Raw genomic sequence first — 12774 nt, 5'->3', positions numbered from 1 at the left:
TTTCGTGCTGGAATGAGTTGACTTGGGCTTTCAGCCCTGGAGGAACCTATGCACTGAAAGTGCATAGTGGTTGAGTTAAATGTTGATCAGAACCTTCATCCAAGCGTCTCGTCACGCTCGCGATCGCGGCTATAGGAAATCGCACCAGGTCACGGCTGTTGAGTTGCAATTCCCAGTCTGATATTAGGGATTGTTCGCAACTGATCCATTACCGCAACCACTTGCCCGTGACTCACCCGCTCATCTGCATTGATAATCACAACGGCTTGACGATCTCTACTTAGTAACGTGCGGACTCGATCGCTGAGAACGTTAAGTTTAATGGGTTGCTTGTCTAACGCTAAATTGCCTTTTTGATCGAGACTAACCACAACTTGCGACGCATTCTGAGATTGAGCAGTTGCCGCGCTTGGTAGGGATACGCGAAGTCCCTGCGATCGCGTCAGATACAACGTAGACAAAATAAAAAACGTCAAAATTGCAAACACGACATCGATCATAGGCACGATGTAAATCTGAGGGGGCAGATCCGGTTCTTCAGGAAGTCGCATAAGGGAATCCGCCTCCTTCACGGCGACGACGGTAGAGCAATTCTAGCTGCCCGCCATATTCTTGAATCAAGGCAATTTGTCGCAGATACAATCCTCGAAATGTATTGGCAAACAGCAAGGTAAAAATTGCTACAATCAATCCGGCGGCGGTAGAGATCAGCGCCTCACTAATTCCCCCCGTTACACCCCGACTATTCGTGCCTCCTACATCGCCAAGCTGCAACGACGCGAATGAAGTGATCAATCCTAAAATCGTGCCGAGCAATCCGAGCAACGGAGCAAGACTGATAATCGTGTCGAACACTGTGTTAAACCGTTTGAGTAAAGGAATCTCAGCCTGAGCCGCGCTTTCTAACGCCAACCGAAACTCGTCTGGGGTCGCCTGTTCTAGCTCTAGCGCGGCGATAAAGATACGGGCGATGGGCAGATCAGCGTTTTGCTTTAACAGCGTAAAAGCATCTCTAGGATTTCGCCTATAAAGGGTAAGCACTTCTCGAACAAAGCGATCGCTGCGCTTGCCTAGCTTCGACCAAAAAATAATCCGTTCGATGATCAGTGCCACTGCCAAAATCGAAAATCCGAGCAAGGGCAGCGCCACAACAATGCCAGTTATGAGCCAATTCATGGGCAGAAGAGCAAACGACGATCGACACTGAATTATTATCGATGACGATCGCCCTGTTCAACCCAACACATTAACCCAACAGACTGCTGCCTTCATCAAATCACTCCAGCCCTCTTACAAATCCCCTGAGCCAGACCCGCCTAAGCCGCGCTTGGAAATCGCTCAATTTCTGCGTAGCCGCTAAAGATCAGCTTATCGCCTTCCGTTTCCAAGCGATTGAGACGCAGCATGACACCATCAAGATCAAAGCGATCGAGGTCAACCATGTTGTTTAAAATCTCTGCAAACGCTTTTGTCAACACCTCAGATACGCCTCGCTGCGCTTCCGGCACTGCATCAGGCTCAAATTTCGAGTTTTGAAATAGAACCCGCCGCCGCCGAGAAATTTCTAAGGTAGAAGTCAGGCTAATGGGAACTGTGCCGTTGGGTAGCGCCGCCTTCGCAAACATGCGGATTTGGTTATCTGGCAATAGCTGCAAGTCAATATCTGTGAAGGAAACAGGCTCTCCACCCGACAAATCCATCAACGCTGGTTCGGTAATATCAACCAAACGTTTTGCCACCAACTCAGACTTGAAGGCTCGGTTGATCCCCGCTTCGGTTAGGGTAACCTGGGCTACTGCCTGTGTGGGCTGTTTGAGCCGAATTTTACCGGACACGATCGAGCCGAAATCGATCGAGACCGCATCTGTCTCAAACCACATATCTTCAACCCAAAACTCTTTGCGAATCAAAAGTTTCTGACCGCTCATCTTAAAGCTGTCAATGCTGCCCTGAAGCAGCTTACTGGATGGAAAACAACGCACAGAAATATCGACAGATTCGCTTTCAGAAAAAAGGTGACGAATCGATTGGCTGGCGACTTTGTTGAGCATTTGCTCACCGAAATCGGTACCAGAAGGGGTTTTGAGACTAGTGAAGCCACCAAACATGGAGTTCCTCACTCATAACAGTTCTCTAGTATTGTAACAACTTGTTAAGAAAGGTAAACCTGAATCTGGTCGCAGAAGCAAATCGATGGATAGAATTACCTTGTAGCCGTTATCAAGATTGTAAACTTCTTTAGGATTTATTGGCTCAGCAACTCTTGATACCAAATTAATCTGTAAATGCTACAGACCTACGACCTCCCCCAACCCCCTGAGTCAGGAGAGGAACCGGAAAGTCCCTGCTGACCTAGGGGGGGATGCCGTAGGCAAGGGGTTGAGGATCTGTCGCCGTGAAAAATCAGTTTGGTATGACTAGGATGCAGAAGGCAACGGATCTAGAGAAAGAAGCCTCTTCCAAGTCTGGGCATGGGGTAAAGCAGTTCAGATTTGAGTGTGAAATATCCATGAACCCGGTTGACGACGACGCCTAATCTACGGGAAATTACTTAAATAGGTGGGTAACCATATCACCCGTAAAGGCTTTAGTTTCTGAAGGTACTAGCTTCTAGGTTAGCCATGCTGCCAGGTCGATCGCTGGGTTCAACTCCGTCACATCGTCGGGCATAAACTTCTGGATCGTTCAGCCTGATTGAAATTCTGCTAGTTTGCTTTCTACTAAATTTTCTACCAACCATTTTCTACCAACTATTTGTCTGGTCAGGGATAGGGTGCGTCAGGGTTGTATTCACCTTTTCAATTCGATCTTGGGATTTTAATCAGAATTCTCAATCAGTTTGCGTGTTGGTGCTGACTCATTCGGAGGTGTTATCTTGGCGAACCTAAGCTGCAATGATCGTGAACAATCTTCTCAGGGGTGGTATTCCCGTGGGCTTGCCTTAAGCCAAATGGGATGGTATGAAGCCGCGATCTCATGCCTAGATCGAGCTTTGGTCAGCCATGCCGATGATTTTGAGATGTGGCACTATCGGGGCTATTTGCTAGGCAAATTGGGGCGTTATGACGCTGCGATCGCAAGCTATCAACACACGGTTCAACTCAATGGCAGCAACGCCAAAGCCTGGTACAACTATGCTCAGGCATTAACAAAGCTTGGACGCCATGCCGCTGCGATCGCGCATTATGAAAAAGCGATCGCCCTTACCCCCCACAATCCCAAGCCTTGGTATCAACACGGAAAAGCCCTCTCTCGCTTGGGTCGCCATCACGAGGCGATTTACAGCCTAGAGAAAGCCGTGGCGATTCAGTCTGATCATTACAAAGCCTGGGGCTACCGGGGGCAAGTATTAGGCAAGTTAGGCTGTTTTGAAGAAGCCGTCACTAGCGTTGAGCAAGCGATCAAGCATCAGCCGGATGATGTGAATCTCTGGAACTTCCGAGCGTTTGGATTGTGGAAACTCGAAAAGCATCCCGAAGCGTTGGAAAGTCTAGAAACGGCTCTGACGTTGGCTCCAAAAAACTTTCAAGCCCTCTGCACGCAAGGAATTGTATTAGGCTCTTTGGGTCGCCTTGGAGAAGCCCGATCTAGCTTTGATCGTGCCTTGGCGATCGAGCCGGACGATCTGTGTGCACTTTACAATCAGACCATCGTTCTGAGAAAACTGAGCCGCCTCGAAGCAGCGCTGAATTATCTTGATCATGCGATCGCGATGCATCCCAACAGTTTCAAAATTTGGGTGCTACGTGGGCTGATCTTGTGGGAACTCGGACGAGTCGAAGCCGCAATTCAAAACCTCGATCGCGCCCTCCTGCTTCAGACCGACCACCCCAAGGTATGGCAATATCGGGGTCATGTCCTCGATAGTTTGCACCGTCACGATGAAGCGATCGGCAGCTACTTGAAGGCGCTGATGATCGAACCGTACAATCACGAGGGCTGGGTTTCGTTGGGGGTGGCGCTCCAAACGGCTGGATACTACTCAGATGCCATCGTCAGTTTTGATAAAGCGCTCGGCATCGCGCCGGATAACGCAACAGTGTTTTATCAAGAGGCGCGCTGTTATGCCAGACAAAACAATAGGGAATGGGCGCTGGAGCACCTCAGACGGGCGATCGCCCTCCAGCCAGACTACCGAGACGAAGCGGAGCACGATCGCGCCTTCGAGGATCTGCACCAAACACTAGAGTTTCAACGGTTGCTCGCGATCGCACCACCATTCTGAGGTCAGATGACAAAATCGGTAAATCTGCGGTTTTCTAGAATGAGTTCAATAGTGTCAGTATCCCCATGCTCCGTCGATGGTCAGCCCTCCTTCAACCCGTTGCTCTTGCGATCGTAGGAGCGGCAATCTTTTTCCTCATTACAATTCGCACTGGGTCGCCTGTACAAGCCCAAATTAGCGCAGACTCTCGCCTTTCACGCCTCGAAACAGACCTGGCAGGATTAAGAAATCAGGTGAATCAGTTATCTGCCAATCGTGCACCCTCAGGTCGCACTGCTCCTACCGTTCAGTCTCCCACAAGACGGCAACCTGCCTCAGCAGATCCCCAGTTTGATCGACTGGCAACATTGGTCATCGAACTTAAAGAACGGGTGACAATTTTAGAGAAACAAGTGACAGCCTTAAAGCGGTAGTAAAGCCTAACCGGTTGATAGGTAACGGCTTCTCCGTGCAGTGAGATGACTTGGGTTATGCAGACTACACATTTCTCAACAAATTCCTCTGTGGAGATTCGTGCTGAAACCTTCTATGTTTGGGCTAGAGGACACCCGCTTCCATGGTTGCCACTGATTTTCCACACTGATTTCCTAACCGACTTGCCATGAAAAAACTTCTGCGGGCACTTGCGATCGTCACTCTTGGTTTAGCTGCTCTGCTTTTTACGATTCGCTCTGGAGATGCAGAATGGCTAGAAGGCAAGAGAATTCCTCCGCTTCCTACACCCATAACCCTCGCCCTCCAGCCCCAAGCAGATGCCTCCAGTGGTTTGTTATCTAGCGCTTGTGCAGTCAAACCTTCTGCCTCTTCAAGCAAATATAGAAGGCTTCCTGCAATTCGTGAACAGGTGCCACTGAGCCGGTTTAGACAGGAACTTACCACGGCTAGTCTAGATTCATCGGTCGGTTCCCCAGTAGCCTCACCGAGTTATCGTCCCCAAGAAGAAGTGATCCTCGCTCACCCAACCAACTTTGGGCGGCGGTTTCTCCAAGACCTAAACGGCAACCCTGTGGAAAATACTCCGATCGTTGTTCTCCATGAAACGGTGGGATCAGCGCAATCAACCATTAATTATTTTCAAACCTCGCATCCCAGAGACGATGACCAAGTTAGCTACCACACGCTCATCAAAGAAGATGGCACGGTGGTGTACATGGTTCCGCCCGATCGTCGCGCCTTTGGTGCCGGAAACTCGGTGTTTAGTGGAACCAAAGATGAGGCAGTGAAAACAAATCCAAACTTCCCGGCTTCAGTCAACAATTTTGCTTACCATGTCTCTCTGGTTACGCCTCCCGATGGGCGAGGTAACGGAAGCAGCCATAGTGGATATACCAGAGCGCAATATCAATCCCTCGCATGGCTAGTTGCCAAAACAGGTCTGTCCGATTCCCGTATCACAAGCCATCGGTTAGTCGATCGCTCTCGGCAACGCAGCGATCCGAGAAGCTTTGATGCTCAATACTTTTTCCGGTTGCTCTATCTTTATCCCAGAAATGCAGAGATCGCTATGCAATGTTCTACTCCTGCGATCGCACAGGAAGAATAACTCTGTTGCTCCCTGGCTTGATCTACCTCACTGGTCAACGCTATAAAACCTTAAGCCTGCGGATCAGACGAAAGATAGGCTTTTCTTTTTACCCAAAAAAAGGGATACAAGATGTATCCCTTCATTCAGAACCTGGGCTAAGACAACGATTGCCTACCCATTAAAATCACGAAGCTAAATCTCTGAACCTAGATCAATATAGGTCAGAAGCTTATCAAACCGATTAGCCGGATTATTTGGGTCGAAGAACGCTTGATTGAGGTTGTTATCACGTTCCGGTTCGCTCAGGTCAGTCGTCACAGAATTGACAAACATCCCTAGATAAATCTCCGTCCGCCCAAACAAGTTTTCCAGGGCTGACCAAGTGTTCTTAGTCGGCAGAATTGCCTCTGCCATTAAAGCTGCACTCGTGGTTTGTCTTCCAATGGTGCTGTTAATGATTCGAGAGTCCACTAAAAAGTCTTCGTCTGGGTTAATATCTGCGTCAAGAGAAGCGTAGAAATTGACCCGGAATGAGGTTGACGCTGGCTTACTGCCCAAGTTCTCAATCACATAGGTCAGAGGAACAAGCTCTCCCGGAGCGAAGGTGTCAGTTGAGGTTGCCCCTGTGAGGCTCTTGCCAGTCAAGTCGGTTGTCGGAATTTCGCTGACGCCCAGTTCAAACTTGTCTTTCCCAAACTCGACGTTGAAGTTATTTCCTTGATCCGTTTCATTTTGGAGACCGCTCACGTTGATCGCCATGCCAATGTAATAGGGCTTGTCAATTGTCCAGAAGCCATCGACATCGCCCACAACGTTTGGCAGCGTCAGCTTTACGGTTCCGTCAAATGTGCCGTTTTTACCAAGTAGCTTCTTCACAAGCAGGTCGTTACCAGAAAGCTCACCCTCTTCGCTTGAGATACCGACTAGCTCGATCTCTAGCTGTTGGTCGCCACTAATCCCAGTCATGTCGAACGGATTAATTTCCGAATCTCGTGAGATATAGAACGATACCTTGAAGTCTTGTGCGACAAAAGCCTCTAGGTTCTTAATCTGGAAGGTTGCGTTGACGCTGTTATTTGCCGCATCTGAATCATCTAATGCGATCGAAGATTGCCCCAGCGCAAAGGCGGTTCCCAAGAGGTTGATGCGACGCGGTATGCCTGTAATGGTGAGCGTATACGGCTGCGCTACGGTGTTAGTCCCGCTTACTCTAACGTAATACTCACCTGTTCCGATCGTTTCTTTGACACCCGCTTGATACGTTTGCAGTTCCCAAACTCCAGCAACACTCTTATAAAGTTCTAGATCGCCTCCTGCGATCGCGGCGGTCAAGTCAGTTTCAACCCCTACTGAGAATCTATAGAAATCATCCTCACCCACTTGAATGTTGTCTTGATACACACCTGTGTCATCTAAGGTGCCAATATTGAACGCAGTTTCAAGCGTGGCATCACTAATACTGAAGGGCTGGGAAGTTAACGTTCGGTGAAGAATGCCTTGGATTTTCCAACCCGCATCGATTCCTCCATACTCCTGATTAGCAACTACTCCGTTGCTCTTGAGCCGCTCAACTGTGTTGGCAGTTCCATCCATCAACCAAATTGATACCGATTGAGCGCTTTCAGAGCGCCAAAGCAAGTCATCTTTGCCGTCGCCGTTAAAGTCAGAAACTTGCTCTACCTTCCACTCTTGACCAACAGGTTGTAGGGATGCATTTGTGATTGTGGTCAGTCCATCCATCAGGGTGACTACAACATCGTTGCTGACGCTCCGCCAAAGCAAATCAGCCTTACCATCTCCATTGAAATCACCGACTTGCTCCACGCGCCATCCCAATCCTGCCGAGATTTCCTGGAAGGCAGTGCGCTGTATTCCGTCCATCAACCAGAGCGAAACAACACCTGTTTGTTCATTGCGCCAAACAATATCTTCTGTGCCGTCGCCATCTAAATCGGCGAGAAATTCAATCTTCCACGCGGGTGGAACAGCGATCGCTGCTCCTTGCTCTGCGATCGCTGTTCCTTCCATTAAAACGAAAGATGTGGTTCCGCTGGTCGATCTCCAAATCATGTCGTCTCGGTTGTCACCATTGAGATCGCCGACATGCCGAATAGACCAATCTGGTGCTGACGGTATGATCTCAGCGCTAAGCCGAGTTGCGCCTTGCATTAGCCACATCGAAGCCTCTCCGGTGGAAGGTTTTTGCCAAACTAAGTCAGCAAATTTGTCACCATTGAGATTTGCCGTGTAACTAATGTTCCAATCGAGGGGAACGCCTTGAATGCTGCCAGACCCAATAATCTGCTTGTCTTTCAAGAATGAGAAGGCTACTTCACCTGAGTTAAGGTTTCGCCAAACAATGTCATCTTCCCCGTCCCCATTGAAGTCGGCAAAACCTTGAGCTTGCCAACCTGCATCAAGCCCACTCACAACGTCCCCGTTAAGCACGGTGTTTCCCGCCATTTGCCAGATAGCGTACTGCTCAAGGCTATTGTTGCGCCAAAAAATGTTACTGAAATCTGCGGTTGTGTTGAACTCAACGTTGAGCTTATAGCTGGCAGACGTGACCGCAGGATCTGGGTCTAGGGCAACTTCAATGTAATAGGTTCCCGAAGCAAGGTTATTAAGAAGAATGGACTCGGAGAGGCGAGAGGGTTGGTTAGATGCTCCACCCTGAACAAGCATGCGATCGTTGTCATAAACTCTGAGCAGCGCGTTTCCTGACAAATCGGTTAGAGATAGCCTTGCGTTGAGGCTGCTGCTGCTAGCAGAAACTTTATAAAGTTTGATGTCGTCTTTGCTGCCCAGTACTCCTGTTTCAGTTTGTAAGCTGAACGGGTTATTTAGCGATATAGCAGCATCAAATTGTTCGTTGGTAGGCATAGCGGTTACTCGTTGTGAGTGAAGGACGACAAAATCTTTCCGACTTCAGGTTCTAGAATTCCTCGTTTCTGAAGTCAGCTAACGGTCTCAATTGTTTTTTTGGTATAGAACGGCAGCGCAACCAATTTGCTCAGAAGCCTACGTGCGTGATTTCATCCTGAATGAAATTTATACAAATTACTGATAACTAACTTCAGAGTTAATACTGAAAAAGGTCAAGTTGCTTATGGTTTCAGTTTCGCAAGACATAGTTCTAGAACTAACCGCTCAGATGTCAGGTTCTAGACAACGCTGTGGGAAAAGGCGCAAAAAACCCGCCATCTTGACACTAGAGAGCGGGTTTACGCCAAAAACGGTGGGTCAGAACGTTAACTAAAACTCGATTCCGGGCTGAGCTTTGATCCCCTGTTCGCGAAAAGGATGTTTAACCAGGGTCATTTCTGTGACTAGATCTGCTTTTTCAATTAGGGCGGTTGGTGCTCCGCGACCTGTAAGGATCACATGAGAATCTTCTGGCTTTTGCTCTAATCCAGCTAGCACGGTTTCGAGGCTCAGATATCCTAATTTGAGCGCAATGTTAACCTCGTCTAGCAGCACCAGCTTGAAATCGGGGTTGTTAATGTAAGAAAGCGCTTGCTCCCAGGCTTCCAGCGCTTTTTGAATGTCGCGATCGCGATCTTGGGTTTCCCACGTAAAGCCTTCTCCGAGGGCATGAAACTCAAGTTGATCGCCCCACTTCTCAAATGCTGCTTTCTCGGCAGGTTCCCATGCGCCTTTAATGAACTGGACGATCGCCACTTTGTAGCCATGACCCAGCGATCGCAGTACCATTCCCAAGGCTGCCGTAGTTTTGCCCTTGCCATTTCCGGTATGGACGACAATTAATCCTTTTTCGCGATCGCGCTCCGCCAATCGCTGATCTTGAACCTCCTTACGACGCTGCATTTTGAGCCGATGCTGCTCAGCGTTGAGGGGTAATGGACTCGACGGTGTGGGTGGAATAGTCATGAGCGTAGAACAATGAGAAACATACTTGCAAGATGGTCAGGTTTAGCTAGTTCTAGCCTACCAGCCTGACAGAACATAGAGCCGGAAAGAAAATCTTCGCAAATTCTGAACTCGACCTTATTTATAGTAATTCTTCAGTATTCCAAACGGTAGCTTTGATCGCAGACCTTATCCTTGCGATCGCGCTGTTCCATGTCCTATCCGCACCTCGCTTGTCGAGACCTCGCAGCAGGTATCGAGATTTCACCTTCCTGTCTTGAGTTTTGCATCTCCCTATCTCGATGTCTTCCATACTCTTATCGAGTTTACGATCGCGCTTGCTTGATTCAGCATGGAGTTATCGAGTTTGCGATCGCGCTTGCTTGATTCAGCATCCCGATACTTGATAAGCCGTTTACAGGTGCGATCGCAGTCCCTTTTTTTGGTCTGGACAAACTTTTGGTCTACTGGAAGGTGAATTGTGCGATTCGCGCAAAGCGCAACTTCGGAGAAAACGACTTTGCCAAACTTCGGAGGATCGCTTCAAGCTTGCAAAAAAAGCGCTCCCCAACCTCAACGGCTAGAGAGCGATTCTGATCACTTATTCACCTAATGGTGTTGCTGAATGCAAGTATGATTTGTCCTTCTCCCCAAGGAGAAGAGTTGGTGAGAAGTGAGCTAGAATTCTTATCCCCTCTCCTTTTGGAAGAGGGCAGATCTGCGATGCATACTCAGATTCGGCAACGCCCACCTAATCACCAAAGTAAGTGATTAACCCGCCACAACTTCACGAGCCGCACTCGCTTCATCAGGATGAATACCCAACCGCGTCAGGTTAACTCTGCCGCGATTGTCGATTTCTCGAATCTTGACTACGACTTCATCCCCAACAGCAACTTCATCTTCCACCTTGCCAACACGATGATCCGCAAGTTGTGAGATGTGAACCATACCTTCTTTCCCCGGCAGAAATTCGACAAATGCCCCGATCGGGATAATTCGCGTTACTCTACCTGCAAAGGTATCGCCAGCATTTAGCTTGCGCGTCATGCCTTGAATAATACTTCTGGCACGTTTTGCTTGTTCACCATCGAGCGCTGAAACGGTAACAGTTCCATCGTCGTCAATGTCGATCTTCGCTCCGGTTTCTTCGGTGATGCCTTTGATCGTTTTACCACCTGGCCCAATGACCAACCCGATCATATCTGGATCGATTTTGATCGTCAGCAAACGAGGCGCATAGGGCGACATCTCCGATCGCGGCGTGTCGATCGCTTCCAGCATTTTGCCAAGAATGTGCAAACGGGCAGGTTTTGCCTGATTGATCGCATCAGCAATCACGTTCATCGGCAACCCGGCAATCTTCATGTCGAGTTGCAGCGCGTTGATGCCTGTGTCGGTGCCTGCAACTTTAAAGTCCATATCGCCAAGGAAGTCTTCCATGCCCTGAATATCAGTCAGGATGCGGATTTCTTCGCCTTCTTTGATCAGACCCATCGCCGCACCGCTCACCGGCTTGACAATCGGCACGCCTGCATCCATCAATGCCAAGGTCGAGCCACATACCGACCCCATCGACGTCGAGCCGTTAGACGATAGAACTTCTGAAACAACGCGAATCACGTAAGGGAAGTCTTCTTTAGACGGCAAAACGGGCAGCAGCGATCGCTCTGCTAAGGCACCGTGACCAATTTCCCGACGACCGGGCGATCGCATCGGGCGGGTCTCTCCGACTGAATACGGCGGAAAGTTGTAGTGATGGATATATCGCTTGAGCGAATCGGGATGCAGATCATCTAGCGCTTGGGCATCACCGGGGCTGCCAAGGGTTGCCACAGACAGCACTTGAGTTAGCCCGCGATTGAATAAGCCAGTGCCGTGAACCCGCTTTGGCAAAACCCCCACAAAGCACGAAATTGGGCGGACTTCATCGAGCTTGCGACCATCAACGCGCACGCCATCTTCTACGATCTGACGGCGCATCAGCGCTTTCGTGACTGCCTTGAAGGTGTTGCTCAAGGTTTTTGGATTGGCGCTTGCCGCTGCTTTCAGCGAATTTTCTTCGGGCAGTTCTGCGATCGCTTGAACAACGGTTTCTTTGATGTCATCCAACGCGGCATCCCGGACGTTTTTGTCCTTCTCAAAGCGCGCCAAAACCTCCTTGACCGGAACCGTCACGCGATCGCGGATAAAATCCTCCAGCGTTGGATCAACGTCCGGGGGTGCTTCGGTTACCATCTCAATGCCAAGCGCCGCGATAAATTCGCGCTGAGCTTGAATAAGATCCCGCACCGCTTCATAGCCAAAGTCGATCGCTTCGATCATGTCTGCTTCGGGCAACTGGTTCGATCGCGCCTCAACCATAATCACGCCTTCGGGCGAACCGGCAACCACAAGATCCAAATCTCCCGTTTCAATTTCTTGGAAGCTAGGGTTAATAATAAAGTCATCGCCCACTAAACCGACCCGCACGGCTGCCATCGGTCCGTTAAACGGAATTTTGGCAAGCAGCGTTGCGATCGAGGCTCCGGTTACTGCCAAGACATCAGGCGGAACGCGCTCATCCATTGAAAGCGTGGTCGCCACAATTTGAATGTCGTCTCGCAACCAAGACGGAAACAGGGGGCGCATTGGGCGGTCAATCAAGCGACTGGTCAGGGTTGATTTTTCGGGGGGGCGTCCTTCCCGCTTGATGAAGCCACCGGGGATGCGCCCTGCTGCATACATCCGCTCTTCATAATCAACGAGCAGCGGCAGGAAATCAATTCCTTCTCGCCCACTGGCACGGGTTGCTGCCACTAAAACTGCCGTATCTTCTGACTGAATTAAGACTGATCCTCCGGCTTGAGGGGCTAACATGCCAACTTTAAGCCGAATATCCCTACCATCAAAGGATATTGACTTCTCGAACTCTTGCATGAAGTGTTCCTTTCCTTTATCTTGTTCTTTTTTTGTACTGTGGCAATCCTAGCACTGATATACTGACACGACTTTTTTTATGCGGTAGTTGTTGGCAGCGATGCGAGGAATTAATAGGAGCTTGCGATGGTGAAATGAAGATCTATAGAACCTGTTTGAACCTGAGTTCGGGATAAGGATTGAGACAAGAAAGGGGCAAACTCGATAGGCTGAAAATGCTAAAACTTCATGCCCA

Annotated in this window: 9 protein-coding genes; 3 read left to right on the top strand and 6 right to left on the bottom strand. The window is 49.3% G+C overall.

Going from position 1 to position 12774, the window contains the following annotated elements; genetic code table 11:
* Positions 1 to 149: 149 nt before the first annotated feature.
* From GS601_RS22270 to GS601_RS22260, 3 genes are all read right to left on the bottom strand, one after another.
* The gene (locus GS601_RS22270) at positions 150 to 551 is read right to left on the bottom strand and encodes an ExbD/TolR family protein (protein WP_162425485.1); all 402 of its coding nucleotides are present in this window, start codon (positions 549 to 551) and stop codon (positions 150 to 152) included.
* Positions 538 to 1176 carry a MotA/TolQ/ExbB proton channel family protein gene (locus GS601_RS22265; protein ID WP_162425484.1) on the bottom strand — a complete coding sequence of 213 codons (639 nt, stop codon included), beginning with the start codon at positions 1174 to 1176 and terminating at the stop codon, positions 538 to 540. Before GS601_RS22265 ends, GS601_RS22270 begins: the two co-directional genes overlap by 14 nt.
* Before the next feature lie 140 nt (positions 1177 to 1316).
* Positions 1317 to 2108, bottom strand: coding sequence for an LmeA family phospholipid-binding protein (locus tag GS601_RS22260; RefSeq protein ID WP_162425483.1), 792 nt, complete (start codon positions 2106 to 2108; stop codon positions 1317 to 1319).
* A gap of 767 nt (positions 2109 to 2875) precedes the next feature.
* On the opposite strand from GS601_RS22260, the gene GS601_RS22255 reads away from it, so the two are divergent.
* From GS601_RS22255 to GS601_RS22245, 3 genes are all read left to right on the top strand, one after another.
* A complete protein-coding gene (locus tag GS601_RS22255) occupies positions 2876 to 4225 on the top strand; it encodes a tetratricopeptide repeat protein (protein WP_162425482.1) in 1350 nt (449 codons plus the stop codon).
* A 65-nt stretch (positions 4226 to 4290) separates the two neighbouring features.
* The gene (locus GS601_RS22250) at positions 4291 to 4638 is read left to right on the top strand and encodes a hypothetical protein (RefSeq protein WP_162425481.1); all 348 of its coding nucleotides are present in this window, start codon (positions 4291 to 4293) and stop codon (positions 4636 to 4638) included.
* Between the two features lie 188 nt (positions 4639 to 4826).
* Positions 4827 to 5768 carry a peptidoglycan recognition protein family protein gene (locus tag GS601_RS22245; protein ID WP_162425480.1) on the top strand — a complete coding sequence of 314 codons (942 nt, stop codon included), beginning with the start codon at positions 4827 to 4829 and terminating at the stop codon, positions 5766 to 5768.
* A gap of 174 nt (positions 5769 to 5942) precedes the next feature.
* Here GS601_RS22245 and GS601_RS22240 read toward each other — a convergent pair whose 3' ends face one another.
* The 3 genes from GS601_RS22240 to GS601_RS22230 form a co-directional block, all read right to left on the bottom strand.
* Entirely contained in the window at positions 5943 to 8633 is a 2691-nt protein-coding gene (locus tag GS601_RS22240) for an FG-GAP repeat domain-containing protein (protein WP_162425479.1), read from the bottom strand.
* A 372-nt stretch (positions 8634 to 9005) separates the two neighbouring features.
* Positions 9006 to 9641 (bottom strand): cob(I)yrinic acid a,c-diamide adenosyltransferase, encoded by a 636-nt coding sequence (gene cobO, locus GS601_RS22235; RefSeq protein WP_162425478.1) that lies wholly within the window; start codon positions 9639 to 9641, stop codon positions 9006 to 9008.
* A 750-nt stretch (positions 9642 to 10391) separates the two neighbouring features.
* The gene (locus tag GS601_RS22230; protein ID WP_162425477.1) at positions 10392 to 12539 is read right to left on the bottom strand and encodes a polyribonucleotide nucleotidyltransferase; all 2148 of its coding nucleotides are present in this window, start codon (positions 12537 to 12539) and stop codon (positions 10392 to 10394) included.
* Positions 12540 to 12774: the final 235 nt, after the last annotated feature.

Origin of the sequence: Myxacorys almedinensis A (assembly GCF_010091945.1) — a bacterium.
Taxonomy (GTDB): domain Bacteria; phylum Cyanobacteriota; class Cyanobacteriia; order Leptolyngbyales; family Leptolyngbyaceae; genus Myxacorys; species Myxacorys almedinensis.
The sequence above is the reverse complement of the archived record's forward strand: the minus strand, read 5'-3'. Positions and strand labels throughout refer to the sequence as shown.

Excerpts from the sequence above, each read along its gene's own strand:
- GS601_RS22265 (WP_162425484.1), bottom strand. The coding sequence starts at position 1,176 with ATGAATTGGCTCATAACTGGCATTGTTGTGGCGCTGCCCTTGCTCGGA.
- GS601_RS22245 (WP_162425480.1), top strand. The coding sequence starts at position 4,827 with ATGAAAAAACTTCTGCGGGCACTTGCGATCGTCACTCTTGGTTTAGCT.
- GS601_RS22270 (WP_162425485.1), bottom strand. The coding sequence starts at position 551 with ATGCGACTTCCTGAAGAACCGGATCTGCCCCCTCAGATTTACATCGTG.
- GS601_RS22260 (WP_162425483.1), bottom strand. The coding sequence starts at position 2,108 with ATGTTTGGTGGCTTCACTAGTCTCAAAACCCCTTCTGGTACCGATTTC.
- GS601_RS22230 (WP_162425477.1), bottom strand. The coding sequence starts at position 12,539 with ATGCAAGAGTTCGAGAAGTCAATATCCTTTGATGGTAGGGATATTCGG.
- cobO (WP_162425478.1), bottom strand. The coding sequence starts at position 9,641 with ATGACTATTCCACCCACACCGTCGAGTCCATTACCCCTCAACGCTGAG.
- GS601_RS22250 (WP_162425481.1), top strand. The coding sequence starts at position 4,291 with ATGCTCCGTCGATGGTCAGCCCTCCTTCAACCCGTTGCTCTTGCGATC.
- GS601_RS22240 (WP_162425479.1), bottom strand. The coding sequence starts at position 8,633 with ATGCCTACCAACGAACAATTTGATGCTGCTATATCGCTAAATAACCCG.